The 15,506-nt window shown below is 70.9% G+C and carries 14 protein-coding genes; 5 read left to right on the plus strand and 9 right to left on the minus strand.

Annotation, left to right across the window (positions count from 1 at the left end):
• Positions 1–9: 9 nt before the first annotated feature.
• The 8 genes from HNR40_RS39415 to HNR40_RS39450 all read right to left on the minus strand — a co-directional run bounded on the left by HNR40_RS39415 (position 10) and on the right by HNR40_RS39450 (position 10,046).
• Positions 10–873, minus strand: coding sequence for a GNAT family N-acetyltransferase (locus HNR40_RS39415; RefSeq protein WP_184970758.1), 864 nt, complete (start codon positions 871–873; stop codon positions 10–12).
• Entirely contained in the window at positions 873–1,745 is an 873-nt protein-coding gene (locus HNR40_RS39420; RefSeq protein ID WP_184970759.1) for a carbohydrate ABC transporter permease, read from the minus strand. Before HNR40_RS39420 ends, HNR40_RS39415 begins: the two co-directional genes overlap by 1 nt.
• A gap of 2 nt (positions 1,746–1,747) precedes the next feature.
• Positions 1,748–2,596 (minus strand): carbohydrate ABC transporter permease, encoded by an 849-nt coding sequence (locus HNR40_RS39425; RefSeq protein WP_184970760.1) that lies wholly within the window; start codon positions 2,594–2,596, stop codon positions 1,748–1,750.
• Positions 2,593–3,813, minus strand: coding sequence for an ABC transporter substrate-binding protein (locus tag HNR40_RS39430; protein ID WP_184970761.1), 1,221 nt, complete (start codon positions 3,811–3,813; stop codon positions 2,593–2,595). Before HNR40_RS39430 ends, HNR40_RS39425 begins: the two co-directional genes overlap by 4 nt.
• A gap of 29 nt (positions 3,814–3,842) precedes the next feature.
• Positions 3,843–5,069: a Gfo/Idh/MocA family protein gene (locus tag HNR40_RS39435; RefSeq protein WP_184970762.1), complete on the minus strand. Its 1,227-nt coding sequence runs from the start codon at positions 5,067–5,069 to the stop codon at positions 3,843–3,845.
• A complete protein-coding gene (locus HNR40_RS39440) occupies positions 5,070–7,148 on the minus strand; it encodes a putative phage tail protein (RefSeq protein ID WP_221341366.1) in 2,079 nt (692 codons plus the stop codon).
• Positions 7,149–7,183: 35 nt separating this feature from the next.
• On the minus strand, positions 7,184–9,133 hold the full coding sequence (locus HNR40_RS39445) for a putative phage tail protein (RefSeq protein ID WP_221341367.1): 1,950 nt from the start codon (positions 9,131–9,133) through the stop codon (positions 7,184–7,186).
• 172 nt (positions 9,134–9,305) lie between these two features.
• The gene (locus HNR40_RS39450; RefSeq protein ID WP_221341368.1) at positions 9,306–10,046 is read right to left on the minus strand and encodes an IclR family transcriptional regulator; all 741 of its coding nucleotides are present in this window, start codon (positions 10,044–10,046) and stop codon (positions 9,306–9,308) included.
• A 218-nt stretch (positions 10,047–10,264) separates the two neighbouring features.
• Between HNR40_RS39450 and HNR40_RS39455 the strand changes: the two genes are divergently transcribed.
• From HNR40_RS39455 to HNR40_RS39470, 4 genes are read left to right on the plus strand one after another with little or no spacing between them, the layout of a single operon-like run.
• A complete protein-coding gene (locus HNR40_RS39455) occupies positions 10,265–11,605 on the plus strand; it encodes an aspartate aminotransferase family protein (RefSeq protein ID WP_221341369.1) in 1,341 nt (446 codons plus the stop codon).
• On the plus strand, positions 11,605–12,786 hold the full coding sequence (locus HNR40_RS39460) for a mandelate racemase/muconate lactonizing enzyme family protein (protein WP_184970769.1): 1,182 nt from the start codon (positions 11,605–11,607) through the stop codon (positions 12,784–12,786). The genes HNR40_RS39455 and HNR40_RS39460 overlap by 1 nt, the downstream gene beginning before the upstream one ends.
• A complete protein-coding gene (locus HNR40_RS39465) occupies positions 12,776–13,618 on the plus strand; it encodes an amidohydrolase family protein (protein WP_184970771.1) in 843 nt (280 codons plus the stop codon). Before HNR40_RS39460 ends, HNR40_RS39465 begins: the two co-directional genes overlap by 11 nt.
• Complete coding sequence (locus tag HNR40_RS39470; RefSeq protein WP_184970773.1) at positions 13,615–14,373, plus strand: SDR family NAD(P)-dependent oxidoreductase; 759 nt, start codon at positions 13,615–13,617, stop codon at positions 14,371–14,373. The genes HNR40_RS39465 and HNR40_RS39470 overlap by 4 nt, the downstream gene beginning before the upstream one ends.
• A gap of 118 nt (positions 14,374–14,491) precedes the next feature.
• Here HNR40_RS39470 and HNR40_RS53910 read toward each other — a convergent pair whose 3' ends face one another.
• A complete protein-coding gene (locus HNR40_RS53910; RefSeq protein ID WP_221341370.1) occupies positions 14,492–14,725 on the minus strand; it encodes a hypothetical protein in 234 nt (77 codons plus the stop codon).
• 130 nt (positions 14,726–14,855) lie between these two features.
• Between HNR40_RS53910 and HNR40_RS53915 the strand changes: the two genes are divergently transcribed.
• Complete coding sequence (locus HNR40_RS53915) at positions 14,856–15,494, plus strand: SMP-30/gluconolactonase/LRE family protein (protein ID WP_221341371.1); 639 nt, start codon at positions 14,856–14,858, stop codon at positions 15,492–15,494.
• Positions 15,495–15,506 lie beyond the last annotated feature (12 nt).

Below are 15,506 nucleotides of genomic sequence, written 5' to 3' on the forward strand. Positions count from 1 at the left end.
ACATGTAGCTCAGAAGTAGTCGGCGGGCCAGTGGGCCGCGCCCGGGGCCCGCACGACCGGGTCCGGGTCGGCCAGCACCGCGCGGGCCATCCCCGTCCGATCGCTGTCCCGCCGCACGCTCGCCAGCAGGTACGGCACCGCCGGATCGTCCCACGCGAGCCGCGCCCGCGCCCGCCGGATCCCGCGCCGGAGGGCCTCACCGGCCAGCGCCGGCAGCAGGGTCTCCAGGTCCCCGGCGACCTCGAGGATCTCCAGCTCGTCCGCGTGCCAGCGCACGGCGGCGTAGGCGTCCCCGGTGCGGAGGAGCTCGCCGTACCAGAGCGGCACCCTGACCCGCCAGTGCGCCGGGTCGCGGACGGTGGTCAGCGGACGGCGGCGGTTGTGCGCCTCGTGCAGGCCGGCCAGCTCCTCGGGCACGGCGGCCCGCAGCGGCGCGCACACCCCGCCGGGAACGGCCAGCGGCCCGCTGACCAGTGGCAGCTCGAACGAGCGCCAGCCGGAGTAGACGGCCGGGGTGCCGGTGAACAGCAGCGACCACGCGCAGCCGTCGGCGGCCATCGCCGCCACGGCGGCGGCCAGGAGACGCCGGACGTGGCCCTGCCCGCGGGCGTCGGGGCGGGTGGCGACGTTGGCGACGCCGCCCACGCGCAGCACCCCGCCGCGGCCGTCGCGGATCGGGCGCGGCAGGTAGTAGACGCAGGCCAGCAGGCCGCCGGGGCCGGGCACGACGAAGGTGCGCTCGTGGCGGCCGGGGTCGCTCTCGTACAACGGCACGATGTGCGGCGCGTCGAAGCACGCCGCCCACAGCGCGTAGAGCGCGTCGCGGTCGCCGGGGCGGGCCGTCCTGATCATCCCGCCCTCGGGGCCGCCCATCAGCCCTTGATCCCCGACATCGTGACGCCTTCGGTGAAGTAGCGCTGCCCGACCAGGTACGCGGCGAAGATCGGCACGAACGCCACCGTCGCCCCGGCCAGCACCACGCTGAGCGGCACGTTCTCCTGATGCAGCGAGGCGATGCCGACCGTCAGCGTCCGCATGTCCGCGCTGCCGCCCACGATCAACGGCCACAGCAGGTCGTTCCAGTGCCACAGGAAGACGAAGACCCCGAGCGTGGCCAGGATCGGCTTGCACAGCGGCAGCACGATCCTGGTGAAGATCCGCCACTCGGACGCCCCGTCGAGCCGCGCCGCCTCGAACAGCTCGTCCGGCAGCCCCATGATGAACTGCCGCATCAGGAACACCGCCTGCGCGTTGGCGAGTGTGGGCAGGATCAGCCCCCAGTAGGTGTCCACGCCGCCGAGCTGCGCGATGAGGACGAAGGTCGGGATCAGCGTGACGTGGTAGGGCACCATCACCATCGCCAGGAACGACCAGAACATGGGCTCGCGCCCCGGAAAACGCTTCTTGGCGAAGGCGTACCCGGCCAGCGAGGCCAGCAGCAGCACGGCCACGACGCTCACCACGGAGTAGACGAGCGTGTTGAACGTCCACTTCAGCAGGTCGCGCCCGCCGAGCACCTCGCCGTAGGCGCTGAAGTCGACCGGCCAGGGCAGCATGCTCTGCGGAAAGGTGACGGCGGCGCCCGGCTTCAGCGACAGCACGACCATCGCGTAGAAGGGGAAGAGCGTCACCGGCGTCGCGATCGCCAGCAGCACGATCCGGGCGATCTTCCCGCCGCGTGACGGCTCCAGGGCCTTGTAGGACGGATGTTTCGAGCGTACGGCGGGCGGCCGCGTGGCCAGCATGGTCACTTGCTCCTCCCGATGATCAGGCGCTGGATGAGCGCCACCACGAGGGTCATGACGAACAGGGCGACGCCGATCGCGCTGGCGTAGCCGAACTCGAAGTTCTTGAACCCCTGCTCGTACAGCGCCATCACGAGGGTGAAGCTGCCGTGCGCGGGGCCGCCGCCGGTCATCACGTAGACGAGGTCGAAGACCTGGAAGGAGGTCGTCGTCTCGATGACGGCCACGAAGAACAGCGCCGGGCGGAGCTGGGGCAGGACGATGTGGCGGAAGCGCTGCCAGGTCGAGGCTCCGTCGGACAGCGCCGCCTCCTCCAGTTCGCGGGGGAGATCCTGCAGGCGGGCCAGGACGATGAGCATGCCGTACCCGAATCTCGACCAGACCGAGACGATCACCAGGGCGGGCAGGACCAGCGTCGGCGAGGCCAGCCACGACAGGCCGGTCAGCTTGGTGATCGGACCCTCGGAGGAGAACAGCCAGGTGAAGACGGTTCCGGCGAGCACGAGGCTGGTGACGACCGGCAGGAAGAAGACCGAGCGGAAGAAGCGCGCGCCGCGGAAGGAGCGGCGCACCAGCAGCGCCATGCCGACCGAGGCGGCCATGGAGACGGGCACGTAGAGCACGGTGTAGATCAGCGTGACCTGCAGCGAGTCCCAGAACACCGGGTCGCCGGCCATGCGGCGGAAGTTGTCCAGGCCGGTGAACGCCGGGCTGTCGCCGATGCCGAACTCGAAGAAGCCGAGCAGCACGCCCGCGATCGACGGGCCGAAGCGGAAGGCCAGGAAGAGCAGGAGGCACGGCAGGACGAACAGCAGTCCGGTCCGCGCCTCCCAGCGCAGCGTAAACCTCATCGGCCCAGCAGGGCGTCGGCGGCCTTGGCCGCGTCGGCCAGCGCCTGCTCGGGCGTCTTCTTGCCGATGAGCGCGGCCTGGATCTCCGGCGCGAGCACGCCCATGACGTCACGGGCCTTGTCGTGCAGCGGCCCGGCCGTGGTCAGGTCGAGCGTCTTCTCCACCTCGGACTGGACCGGGTCGGCGGCGTACAGGGCGCCGGTCGTGGTGCGCGGCGAGAAGAAGCCCGAGGCCAGGTTGAACGCCTTGCTCGGCTCGGCCCCGGTGGCGAAGGAGATCCACTTGCCCGCCGCCTCCTTGTTCTTGCTCGCCTTGAGCATGCTCAGCGAGCCGACCGTGCCGTAGGCGACCTGCTTGGCGCCGGTCAGCGGGGGCACCACCTTGATGTTCTCCTTGCCCCAGAACGACTCGACGTCGGCGGGCAGCTGCTGCCAGGTGCAGGCCACCTTGTTCTGGGCGGTGCGCGTCTGCTCGAACTTGGGCAGCCCCGTCAGCAGGTCCTTCTCCACATAGCCGCCGTCGGCGAGCTGCTTGAGGAAGGTCAGCGCCCTGACGCCCTCGGGGCCGCCGAACGCGCTGGCCTTGCCGTCGGCGGTGAAGACGTCGCCGCCGGCCTGCCACAGCAGCGGGTAGAACGACTGGTTGAGCGTCGCGGCCGGGTCGGCCCAGTAGTTGGTGACGTCCACGCCCTTGGCCTTGAACTGCGGGGCCAGGCGCAGCACGTCCTCCCACGTCTTGGGGAAGTCCTTGATCCCGGCGGCGTCGAAGGCCTTCTGGTTGCACACCAGCGGGTTGGCCGACATGAGGACGGGCGCGCCCATGGCCTTGCCGTCCACGGTGACCGCCTGGAGCGCGTTGGGCCGGTAGCCGGCCTTGTCGGCGAGGTAGGAGTCGACCGGCTCCAGCGTCTTCACGTACTTGGGCAGCTGGTCGGGGATGAGGTAGACCACGTCGGGCGCCTTGTTGCCGGCGATCGCCGTGGACAGCGCCTCGTCCCGCTTGGCCCACGGGTAGATCTCCACCTTGACGTCGACATTCGGGTTGGCCGACTCGAAGGCCTTGACCTGCCCGTCCCAGAACGCCTGGTGCTTGGCCTGGTCGGCGATGATCGGGTAGATCCACATGGTCACGGTCTGCTTGCCGTCGCCGCCGGACCCGCCGCAGGCGGCGAGCGTTCCGACGGCGAGCAGCGCGGCTGCCAGTGCGCGAGGTCGCATGATCGTTCCTCTTCTATGATTCGGGCTTTTCAGGCATGGGGCACGGTGACGACCGTGCCGGTGTGACGGGCCCGCTCGGCGGCGAAGACCGCGAGGTGGCTGTGGAGCGACTCGGTGTGGTCCGAGCGCACGAACGAGCGGTCGCCGGTGGCCAGCGCGCTCACGAAGGCGTCCATGACGCCGGCGTCGCCGCCGCCGTGGCCGTCGCCCGCGTTCGACCCGCTGCTCGCGCCTTCCCACCTGGTGGTACGGCTGTCGCGGAAGTCGAGCACCTCCACCGACTCGCCGTCGCCGATCAGCCGCCCGTGGGTGCCGAAGATCTTCGTCTGCCGGTGGGTCTGCTCGGTGAAGGCGGACATCGTGAACGTGGCCGTGGCCCCGCCGCTCAGCTCCATGGCCAGCACCTGGTGGTCGACCACGTCGTTGTCGCTCGCGTAGACGCACCTGCCGTACGGGCCGGTGCGCAGCGCGTCCATGACCTCGGCCTCGGTGCCGCCGAGCACGCTGGTCGGCCAGTCGTAGCCGCGGTTCAGGTAGAGCCCGGGCGCGGAGTAGGGGCAGACCGGCTCGATCGGGCAGTCGAGGCAGCGGTCGGCGGCCCCGGCCGGGCGCCGGTCCGGCCGGAAGTGGCCGAGCGAGCCGAAGCTGGAGACCCGCCGGATCCGGCGGCCGGTGACGTAGGTGAGCCAGTCGAGGTCGTGCGAGGACTTGGCGAGCAGCATCGGGCTGGCCAGCCGTTCGCTGCGCCAGGGACCGCGCACGTAGGAGTGGGCGTGGTGCCACCAGCCGACCGGTTCCAGGTGCTCGACGCTCATGATCTCGCCGATCACCCCGCTGCCGGCGACCCGCTTCACCAGTTCGGTGTAGGGCGTGTAGCGCAGCACGTGGCAGACCGCGAACAGCACCCCCGACTCCGACACCGCCCGCACGATGCGCCGGCACTCCTCCTCGGTGGGGGCCAGCGGCTTCTCCATCAGCAGCGCGTAGCCCGCGCCCGCCAGCGCGATGGCGGGCTCGACGTGCAGGCGGTCCTGCGTGGACAGGATGACCGCGTCGGCCACCCTCTCGCTGAGCAGGTCCCGCCAGTCGTCGAACTCCTGGACGCCGGGACTCAGCGCGCCGATCGCGCGCCGCCTGGCCGGATCGGGGTCGGCGACCGCGACGAGCTCGGCCCGGCCGGGATGGGCGGCGATCCAGGAGGCGTAGGTCTGGCCCCTGTTGCCCGCTCCCGCGATGGCCAGCGTGACTTTCCGCACCTAAATCACCAAATTTCCGGAAGTGAGGACCTTCGGGCCGTCCGGCGGCAGTTCCCTGGTCACCGCCTCCTCGACGTTGCCGGTGTGCTGGACCAGCTCGAACTGCTTGATCGTGAGCTTGCCGCCGCTGAACTGGCTGCCGGTCGCGGTGTAGCGGTTGCGCCCCGCCTCCAGCAGGACGTGGGCTCCGGTGGTACGGCTGCGCATGCCGTACAGCTCCCAGGACACGAGGCCGGCCGGCTCCGCGCGGGAGAGCAGCGCGCCCGCGCCCTCGCCCGAGATGTCCGTGCCGCCGTCGAGCCGCAGGCGCTGGTCGGCCTTGCCGGCGGCGCGCAGGCCGAGGCCGTTGAGCGTGCAGCCGGTCAGCGTCGCCGAGCCGGCGAGGGTCAGCGGCGCGGCGTTCTGGGCGGCGTTGAAGACGACGTGGGTGAAGACCGTCTGCGCGCCGTTGAACGTGTTGCCGTCCAGGCCGTTCAGGACCGAGCGGCTGATGTGCACCGGGCTGGTGACGCCGGCCTGGACGATCTCGCTCTTGGCGGGCAGCGTGAACGCGCAGCCCTCGATGAGGTTGGGGCGGCCCGACAGCTTCGACTGCTGCGAGACGATCAGCGTGTGGCTGGCCGAGCAGCCGCGCATCTGCACGCCGTCGGCGTTGACCCAGATCATGCCCGAGCCGTTGAGCGAGGGCTTGCCGATGACCTGGACGTCCTCCAGCGTCAGATCGGTGATCTTCACCCGGGCCACGAACCACGAGCAGACGTGCTTGCGCACCGTGATGCGCTTGGCCGCCGAGCCCCAGGCTGCGCCGGAGTTGGCGAACGTCATCAGGCCGGAGTTGCCGGTGTAGGTGAGGTCGTGCTCGTACTGGCCGTGGGTGACGAAGGGGCCCTGGTCGTCGCCGTCGCCGTGGCAGTTCTCGACGTAGCAGTACGCGCTGGCGGTGAAGTCGTTGAGATGGCGGGAGTTGGACACGTGGCAGTCGGCGACGTGGCCGTAGAGGCAGTAGATCTGCTGGGTGAGGTAGCCGGCGCCGCCCCACGTGACGCTGGCCGGGTTCTTCAGCGTGCAGCGGTCGGTACGGAAGTGCGTGGCCCAGCGGCGCATGATCACCGGCCAGAACGCGCCTTCCGCGTGGATGGACTCGACGTCGCAGTGGACGGCGTACTCGTAGGCGAGGGGGTGGGAGCCGGTGTATTGGTCGCCGGGCACGACGCCGCGGAAGCGCAGGTTGCGGACGTGGACCCGGGCGACCGGATCGACCAGCGTCCAGGTGACGCTCCGGCCGGCCTTCAGCTCCCAGCCGTTCTTGTAGTTGACCCGGATCTGCGTGGGGCTGACGATCTGCGTGACCTCGACGAGCTTCTGCAGTTCCTTCTCCCAGCGGCCGGCGCCCTGGTCGACCTCGGCCGCCCACCACTGGCCGACCTTGAACCGGCCGGAGTCGCCGACCTCGAAGACGTCCGACAGGTCGGGCATGACCTGGGTGAGTTTGTGGGTGACCTTGGTCTCGGTGACCTTGCCGCGGAACAGCAGCACGGCCGCGAAGGGGTCGTCGGCGCCGGCCTTCTCGATGCCGTCGGTGGTCATCAGGTGGCCGCCGAAGTCGAGCACCAGGCCGGAGCGGGAGAAGGTGTGGCGCTTGGTGAAGTTCAGGTCGGTATGGGCTTCGATCCGGGTGACGCTCGGGTCGTTGACCATGGCGTCGAGTGCGGCGTCTGCGGGTGTTTTGGCGTCGAAGATGCCAAATTTCCGGAAATCTAGGCATCCGTCGTGAATCTGGAGCCAACGGCCTTTCCCGGCGGCGCCCAGGACGGTGCCGCCGTTGGCCGGGGCGGTGGAGTTCGCGTCCCAGCGCGCCAGCATGCCGCCGCCGTCGCCGGGGGAGCGGTAGCCGGCGACCTGGGTCAGGGTGCCGTCGGCCAGCTTCGCCGCCCCGTAGGCGAGCAGTTCGGCGACGGTGGCGACAGCGCGTACCTCGTCCTTGGGCTTCTTGCCCGGATCGGCCTGCGCCGGCTGGGCGAGCAGGAGGGTGCCGGCGGCTGCCCGGCCGGAGGCGCGCAGGATGTCACGACGTTCCATGGGTGGTTCCTTGCTAGGAGTGGGGGGTGATCGGCTCAGAGCGTGATGGTGTGGCTGACCAGCACGCGCGGGCCCGACGGCGGTAACCGGCGCTCGACGCCGTCCTCGGCGCAGCCGGTGTGCAGGACCTCGGCGGCCCCGGTCAGCGTCAGCGTGCCGCCGGTGAAGGCGGAGCCGGTGGCCAGGTAGCGGTTCTTGCCGCCGGTCAGCTCCAGGTGGGAGCGCTCGGCCCGGCTGCGCACGCCGGCCAGCTCCCAGGTGATGGCGCCGGGGCCGTCCGCCCTGGTCAGCGGGGAGTCGTCGAGCTCCACGCCGGCCAGCCTGAGGATCTGGTCGCGCACGGCGGTGAGCTGGATCGGGGTGCCGGTGATGCGCCCGCCCCTGACCGTGATGCTCGCTGATCCCAGCAGGAGGGGGCCGGCGCCGTCCAGGACGCAGTCCGTGAACGTGAGCGGGCCGGCGCCGCGCATGGTCGCGCCGTCGAGGCCGGTTAAGACGCAGTCCTTGAAGTGCACCGCGTTCGTGACCGGCGTCTGCACGACCACCTGGCCCTTGGGCAGTTCGAAGGAGCAGCCCTCGATCACGTTGGGCCGGGTGGAGCGGCCGGAGCGCTGGCCGATCGCGAACGTCTTCGCCGAGCAGCCACGCATCTGCAGGCCGTCGGCGTTCACCTGGAGCGTTCCCGCCGGGTCGAACGTCGAGCGGGGGATGACCCTGACGTCCTCAAGCGTCAGGTCCGTGATCTTGGTTCCGGCCACGAACCAGGAGCACAGGTGCTTCCTGACCGTGATCCGCTTGGCGCTGGTGCCCCACAGCGCGCCGCTGTTGGCCAGGTCCATGAGGCCGGAGTTGCCGGTGAAGACCAGGTCGTGCTCGTACTGGCCGTGGGTGGTGAAGGGGTTGCCGCCCTCGTCGTCGCCGTCGCCGTGGCAGTTCTCGACCGTGCAGTACGCGCTGGCGGTGAAGTCGTTGAGGTGGCGGACGTTGGAGGTGGTGCAGTCGGCCACGTGGCCGTAGAGGCAGTAGATCTGCTGGGTGAGGTAGCCGGCGCCGCCGTACATGACCGTGGGCGGGTTCTTGAGCCCGCACCGCTCGGTACGGAAGAACGTGCACCAGCGGCGCATGATCACCGGCCAGAAGGAGCCCTCGGCGTGGACGTCGGCGACGTCGCAGTGGACCGCGTACTCGTAGGCCAGCGGGTGGGAGCCGGTGTATTGGTCGCCGCCGGGGACGCCGGTGAAGCGGAGGCCGCTCACCTGGACGCGTTCGACCGGTATTACGCGCGTCCAGGTGAGCGACCGGCCGGGAGCTAGCTCCCAGCCGTTCTTGTAGTTCACGCGGACGTGGGAGCCGTCCACGACCTGCGTGATCTGTACCAGGCGCTGGAGCTCACGCTCGTACGTCCCGGACAGGGCGTCCACCTCGACCGCCCACCACTGGCCGATCTCGAAGCCGGCCGAGTCGCCCACCTCGAAGACGTCGGACAGATCGGGCAGGACGGCGGTGAGCTTGTGGACGCGGATGGTCTTCGTCCGCTCGCCCTGGAAGAACAGGACGGCGCCGAAGGGGTTGTCATGGGAGTTCTTCTCGATGCCCTCGGTGGTCATCAGGTGGCCGCCGAAGTCGAGCACGATGCCCGAGCGGCGGAAGACGTGCCGCTTGGTGAAGTTCAGGTCGGTGCGGGCTTCGATCCGGGTGACGCCGGGGTCGTTGACCATGGCGTCGAGTGCGGCGTCTGCGGGGGTCTTGGCGTCGAAGATGCCAAATTTCCGGAAATCTAGGCATCCGTCGTGAATTTGCAGCCAGCGGCCCTTCCTGGACGTGCCCAGGACGGTGCCGCCGTTCGCCTGGGCGGTCGAGCGCGCGTCCCATCGGACGAGCATGCCGCCGCCGTCGCCCGCGGCGCGGTAGCCGGCGACACGGAGCACCGTGCCGTCGGCGAGCTTGGAAGCATCGAGCGTGAGAAGGCGCGCGACACTGGCCACCTGTTTCATGGTTCAGGCCTCAAAGGGGGTGGAAGGCCGGGCGACACGCATTGAGGCGTGCAGGCGGCGGTGCTGCTGGCCGTACTTCCCGGCGCCGGGGCTGCGGCGGCGGGAGCCAGTGATGCGCCCGAAACGATTAGCCGTGGACGCTAGACAGCGTCCGAGGGTTCTGTCAAGCGCCGAGTTCCCCCGAGATCCGCTCGGCGGTGGCCCTGACCTGGCGGCCGAGCTCCTGATAACGCCAGGCCGGCAGGTCGCGCTTCAGCGAGGTGATGCTGATCGCGCCGACGCAGGCGCCGGTGTGGTCGCGCAGCGCACTGCCGATGCAGAAGATCCCGTCGGCGTCCTCCTCGTCGTCGACCGCGTAGCCGAGTTCCCTGACCATCTTGAGGTGCGCGAGCAGCACCGTCAGGTCGGTGATCGTGTGTCCCGTCCGGTACGGCAGGCCGACCCGCCCGGCCAGCGCCGTCACCTCCTCGTCGGTCATCTCGGCCAGCAGCGCCTTGCCCAGGCCGGTGCAGTGGGGCAGTTCGCGGGTGCCCATGCGCAGGTCGACCTGGATGCGCTCGCCGTTGCTGACCTGGTCGACGACGACCGCCTGGCCCTCGTCGGGCACCGCGAGGCGGGAGTTCATCCCGGTCTGCCGGGTCAGCTCGACCAGCGCCGGCCGGGCCACGTCGCGCAGGCTGAGCTGGTCCTGGGCACGGGAGCCGAGCCTGGCCAGCGCCATGCCGAGCCGGTAGCGGCGGTTCATGCCCTCGCCGTCGTCGGCCACCAGCCCGTACTGGCGCAGCGTGTAGAGGGTCGCGAACGCGGCGCTCTTGCTCAGCCCGCAGGCGGCGGCCAGGTCGGTCACGCTCACGCCCCCGTCGCTCTTGCTCAGGGCCTCCAGAACCTCGGCGGCGCGGGCCACGCTCCGCACCCAATATCGCGAATCCTCAGCAGGAGTGTTCGTCACAACCGAACAGCGTAGCGGAGTTCGTCGTTGACACCCAGGCCTTGGGCTGTTTATGGTCCTTCCAAGCTGTTCGGTTATGCCAAACAGTGTTCGGCAAATGCACATCAGCGGTGGATCGTCAGTGCTCGCCGCGGCCGGGCTGGGCCGCGACCTGCATGCTTCGAGGAGAGATCTTGAATCAGCGTGTCCTTTCCGAGCGCGCCCGCCGGGTCATCCCCGGCGGCGTCAACAGCGGGCAGCGCAACGTCCCCGGCCTCGGCGACCTCGTCATCGCCCAGGCCAGTGGCGCCCGCTTCCGCGACCGGGACGGCCGGGAGTACGTCGACTACCACGCGGCCTTCGGCCCGCCCCTGCTCGGCCACAACGACCCCGACGTCTCGGCGGCCGTCGCCGAGGCCGGCCGTACCGTCGACCTGTGCGGGGTGGGCGTCACCGAGGACGAGGTCGAGCTCGCCGAGGCGCTGACCGAGCTCGTCCCGAGCGTCGAGCAGGTGCTGCTGACCAGCACCGGCAGCGAGGCCACCTTCCACGCGCTGCGCGTGGCCAGGGCGGCCACCGGGCGGCGGCTCGTGGTCAAGTTCCAGGGCTGCTACCACGGCTGGCACGACGCGGTCAGCCTCAACGTGATCTCCGCCCCCGACCGCGTGGGCGGCAAGGACCCCATCTCCGCCGGGATCCTGCCCGAGGTGCTCGACGCGACGCTCGTGCTGCCCTTCAACTCCGCCGACGCGGTACGGCAGGCCTTCGCCGAGCACGGCGCCGACATCGCCGCGGTCATCGTCGAGCCGGTGCCGCACAACGTCGGCTGCCTGCTGCCGGAGCAGGAGTTCCTGCGCACGCTGCGCGAGGAGTGCACCCGGGCGGGCAGCGTGCTGGTCTTCGACGAGGTGATCACCGGCTTCCGCCACCACCTCGGCGGCTGGCAGGCGATCAGCGGGATCACCCCCGACCTGACCACCCTGGGCAAGGCCATCGCCAACGGCTACCCGGTGGGCGCGCTCGGCGGCCGCGCCGACCTCATGGACCTGTTCAGCTCCCGGCCCGGCGGGCCCGCCTTCTTCGCCGGCACCTACAACGGCCACCCGGCCGTGGTCGCCGCCGCGCTGGCCACCCTGCGCAAGCTGCGGTCCGAGCCGGTGCACGAGCACGTCTTCCGGCTGGGCGAGCGCATCCGCACCGGCCTAGCCGAGGTCTTCTCCTCGCTGGGCGTCGCCTCGCTGGTGACCGGATACGGCTCGGTCTTCGTCGAGTACTTCATGGACGGACCCGCCCGCACCTACGACGACCTGCTGCGCAATGATGCCAGCATGTTCATCGGCTACCGGCGCCGGCTGCTCGACCACGGCATCTTCGAGCTGCCGCTGAACCTCAAGCGCAGCCATGTCTCCTACGCCCACACCGACGCCGACGTCGACCACCTGCTGGAGGCCGCCGCCCTGGCCGCCGGCGCCCAGCTCGCCACCGGCGCCGAGCTCGACCTCAGCGGCGCCAGCACGATGGGCGGGGCCCGCTGATGCTGACCGTCGACAAGAACCGCCCCACCGGACCGGCCGGGCGCATCAGCCGCGTGGAAACCCTCTCGCTCGGCACCGCGTGGCGGGACTTCTCCTACGTGCGCGTCCACACCGACGAGGGACTGTCGGGTGTCGGCGAGATCACCCATCCCTACCGGGGCCGCGAGACGTGCTCGCTGGCCGAGTCCATGGCCGAACGCCACCTGATCGGCGCCGATCCCTTCGACGTGGAGGAGATCTGGCTGCGCATGTACCAGGGCGACTTCCTGCGCGGCGGCGACGTCGGCGGGATCGTGGTCTCCGGGATCGACCAGGCGCTCTACGACATCATGGGCAAGGCGCTCGGCGTCCCCGCCTACCGCCTGACCGGCGGCGCCTGCCGCGAGCGCGTCCGGGTGTACGCCAACGGCTGGTACACCGGCGAGCGCGACCCCGAGACGTTCGCCGCCAAGGCCCGCGAGGTCGCCGCCCGGGGCTACACCGCGCTGAAGTTCGACCCGTTCGGGGCCGGGCTGGGGTCCCTGTCCCGGCAGGAGCTGCGGCTGTCGGTGGAGATCGTGGCGGCCGTGCGCGCGGCCGTACCCGATGCCGACCTGTTCGTGGAGGGGCACGCGCGCTTCGCCATGCCCACCGCCCAGCGGCTGGTGCGGGAGCTGGAGCCGTTCGACCTCGGCTGGTTCGAGGAGCCGCTGCCCTGGACCCACATCGAGCGCTACGCCGAGCTTCGGCAGCGGGCCACGATGCCGATCTCGGGCGGCGAGCACTTCCACAACCGCTACGAGTACGCGCGGCTGTTCGCGACCGGCGCGGTGGACATCATCCAGCCCGACCTGTCGATGGCCGGTGGGTTCACCGAGGTCAGGAAGCTGGCGGCGCAGGCGGACGTGCACGCGATGCTGGTCGCGCCGCACAACTCCAACTCGCCGGTCTGCACCACCGTCAGCGTGCACGCGGTGCTCGGGATGCCGAACTTCCTGATCCTGGAGACGTTCGACGGCATGGTGGACCCGCATGTCCACGACGCGGTGCGGGGCGCACTGCCCGTCGAGTCCGGATATATCGGCATTCCTGAGCAGCCGGGGCTCGGCATCGAACTGGTCGACGAGGTCTTCGCCGAGCACCCGCCGTCCCACCGCTTCTGGAACATGTTCGCCGAAGGCTGGGAAAAGCGTGATCGTTGACGTCCACTCGCACCTGTTCTCCTGCCCCGGCGACCTGGGCGACCCGTTCGCCGCCGAGTCGGCCAGGGCCCACGGGGGAGAGGTGGACCTGACCGTCCGCTGGGCCGACTACGCGGCCAGCGCGCCCGGGGACACGACCACCATCGTCGTCGGCGGCAAGGCGCGCCGGTCCGGCCTGTGGGTGGACGACGCCGAGGTGGCCGCCTACGCCGCGGCCCGCCCCGGCCGCCTCATCGGCTACCTCGCGCTCGACCCCACCCAGCCCGGCTGGCGCGACGAACTTGTCCACGGCCACCAGGACCTGGGCCTGCGCGGCATCAAGCTCATGCCGATGTACGCCGGATTCGATCCCGCCGACCCGGCACTCGACGACCTCTACACCTACGCCGAGACCCACGGCCTCCCCCTGCTCGTGCACACCGGCACCACGTTCGTCTCGGCCGCGCCCCTGCGCTACGCGCTGCCCGTCCACCTGGACGAGGTCGCGATCCGCCATCCCGGGCTGCGGATGGTCCTGGCCCACCTCGGCCATCCGTACGAGGGGGAGTGCATCGCGGTCATCCGCAAACACCGCCACGTCTACGCCGACGTCTCCGCCCTGCACTACCGGCCCTTCCAGCTCTGGCACAGCCTGCGGCTGGTCCAGGACTACGGCGTGTGGGACAAGCTGCTGTTCGGCAGCGACTACCCCTTCACCACGGTGAACGCCTCCGTGGACGGCCTGCGCGCGGTGGGCGAGGTGCCCGGCATCCCCGGCCTGCCGCCCCTGGACCGCGAGGAGATCGAGAAGCTCATCCACCGCCCGTCGCTCGACCTGCTGGGCCTGTCATGAGCACCGAACTCGCCGTGGTCACCGGCGCCGCCCGCGGCCTGGGCCAGGCGATCGCCGCCGACCTGGTCACGGCCGGGCTCCGCGTGGTGACCATCGACCTGCCCGGCGCCGAACCCCCGCCCTCCTACGCCTTCGACCTCGCGCACACCGAGGCCATCGCCGCCCTCGTCGACCGCGTCCGGGGCGAGCACGGCCCGATCGCCGTCCTCGTCAACAACGCGGGCATCGCCTCGCTGCGCCACTTCAACGAGATCACCGTCGCGGAGTGGCGCCGGGTCATGCGGGTCAACAGCGAGGCCCCCTTCTTCCTGGCGCAGCGCGTGGCCGAACACATGATCGCCGACGGCGTCCAGGGCCGGATCGTCAACATCTCCTCCAAGAACGGCCTCATGGCCGAGGCCGGACTCGCCCACTACAACGCCTCCAAGGCCGCCCTGGAACTCACCACCAAATCGCTCGCCGCCGAACTCGGCCCGCACGGCATCACCGTCAACGCGGTCGCCCCCGGCATGATCGCCACCCCCATCGACGGCGACTTCCCCCTCGACCGCGCCGCCTTCGAGCGGGCGTGGGAGGAGCGCATCCCCCTCCACGGCGGGTACGGCACGCCGCAGGACGTGGCAGGGGCGGTCCGCTACCTGGTCTCGGACCAGGCCCGCTACGTCACCGGCGCCACCCTCGTGGTGGACGGCGGCGTACTGGCCGACCAGATGCCCCGGCTCCGCTTCATGCCGCCCTACCGCAACTCCCTGTGAGGCGCCTCCGCGCGGAGATCGTGGTCCCGGGCACGGCCGAACTGGCGGAATGCCCGATCTGGGACCAGACCCACGGCCGCCTGCTCTGGGTAGACCTCCCCACCGGCCAGATCCACACCTACAACCCCACCACAACCACCTCCACTCCGCCCACCCCCACCACCTCCCTCACCCCCACATCCCCCACCTCTCCCGCCTCTTCCACCTCTCCCACCTCTCCCGCTTCGTCCACCTCTCCCTCCCACGCCTCGGCCACCTCCCCCTCTCCCGGCTCGGCCGCCTCCTCGTTCCTCGGCTCGGCCACCTCCCCGTCCCTCGGCCGCATGACCTCCTCTCCCGAAAGCTCGCTCACCGACCCCTTCGCCCCTGGCCATCTCGAAGGCGTGGAGTCCTCCGGCCCGGGGTCCTCGGGCGCGGGTGGCCCAGCTGCGGGGTTTCGGGGCGGGGACTCCGGAGGGCGGGGGGCCGATCCTCGGGGCGGGATGGTCACGGCGATCGCCACGCGGCGCGGCGGGGGTCTGGTGGTGGCCCGGGGTGACCGGCTCACGCTGGAGCCCGGGGGCGTGCCCCTGGGATGGTGGGATCTGCCGCCGGACACAAGGTTCAACGACGGTGCCGTGGACCCGTGGGGACATTTCTGGATCGGCACCATGTGCACCGACCGCCCCGGCACGGCCGCCCTCTACCGGGTGGCCCCCGACGGCCGTGCCACCACCGAGCTCACCGGCGTTACCTGCTCCAACGGCCTCGGCTGGGCCCCGGACCACCGGACCATGTACTACGTCGACACCCCCACCCACACCCTCGACGCCTTCGACGCCCACGACGGCCGCATCACCTGCAGGCGCGTGGTGGCCGAGGTCAGGGGCGGGCTGCCCGACGGTCTGGCCGTCGACGTGGACGGCTGTGTGTGGGTGGCGGTCTGGGACGGCGCCGCCGTACACCGCTATACGCCTGAAGGGCGTCTCGACACGGTCGTCGAGACGCCCTGCGCCCGCCCGACGAGCTGTGCCTTCGGCGGCGACACGCTCTACGTGACCACCGCCGCGCCCGACGGCGGGTCCTTGCTGGCGGTGACCGGTGTGGGCGGGGGAGTCCCGCCCACACCGTTCGCCGGATGAGCCGAGCGCGGT

This window comes from Nonomuraea endophytica (assembly GCF_014203235.1).
GTDB lineage: Bacteria > Actinomycetota > Actinomycetes > Streptosporangiales > Streptosporangiaceae > Nonomuraea > Nonomuraea endophytica.

What these genes read in the sequence shown, in the direction of transcription:
- HNR40_RS39415 (WP_184970758.1), bottom strand. Translation starts at nt 873, where the DNA reads ATGGGCGGCCCCGAGGGCGGGATGATCAGGACGGCCCGCCCCGGCGAC.
- HNR40_RS39420 (WP_184970759.1), bottom strand. Translation starts at nt 1,745, where the DNA reads ATGCTGGCCACGCGGCCGCCCGCCGTACGCTCGAAACATCCGTCCTAC.
- HNR40_RS39425 (WP_184970760.1), bottom strand. Translation starts at nt 2,596, where the DNA reads ATGAGGTTTACGCTGCGCTGGGAGGCGCGGACCGGACTGCTGTTCGTC.
- HNR40_RS39430 (WP_184970761.1), bottom strand. Translation starts at nt 3,813, where the DNA reads ATGCGACCTCGCGCACTGGCAGCCGCGCTGCTCGCCGTCGGAACGCTC.
- HNR40_RS39440 (WP_221341366.1), bottom strand. Translation starts at nt 7,148, where the DNA reads ATGGAACGTCGTGACATCCTGCGCGCCTCCGGCCGGGCAGCCGCCGGC.
- HNR40_RS39460 (WP_184970769.1), top strand. Translation starts at nt 11,605, where the DNA reads ATGCTGACCGTCGACAAGAACCGCCCCACCGGACCGGCCGGGCGCATC.
- HNR40_RS39470 (WP_184970773.1), top strand. Translation starts at nt 13,615, where the DNA reads ATGAGCACCGAACTCGCCGTGGTCACCGGCGCCGCCCGCGGCCTGGGC.
- HNR40_RS53915 (WP_221341371.1), top strand. Translation starts at nt 14,856, where the DNA reads ATGGTCACGGCGATCGCCACGCGGCGCGGCGGGGGTCTGGTGGTGGCC.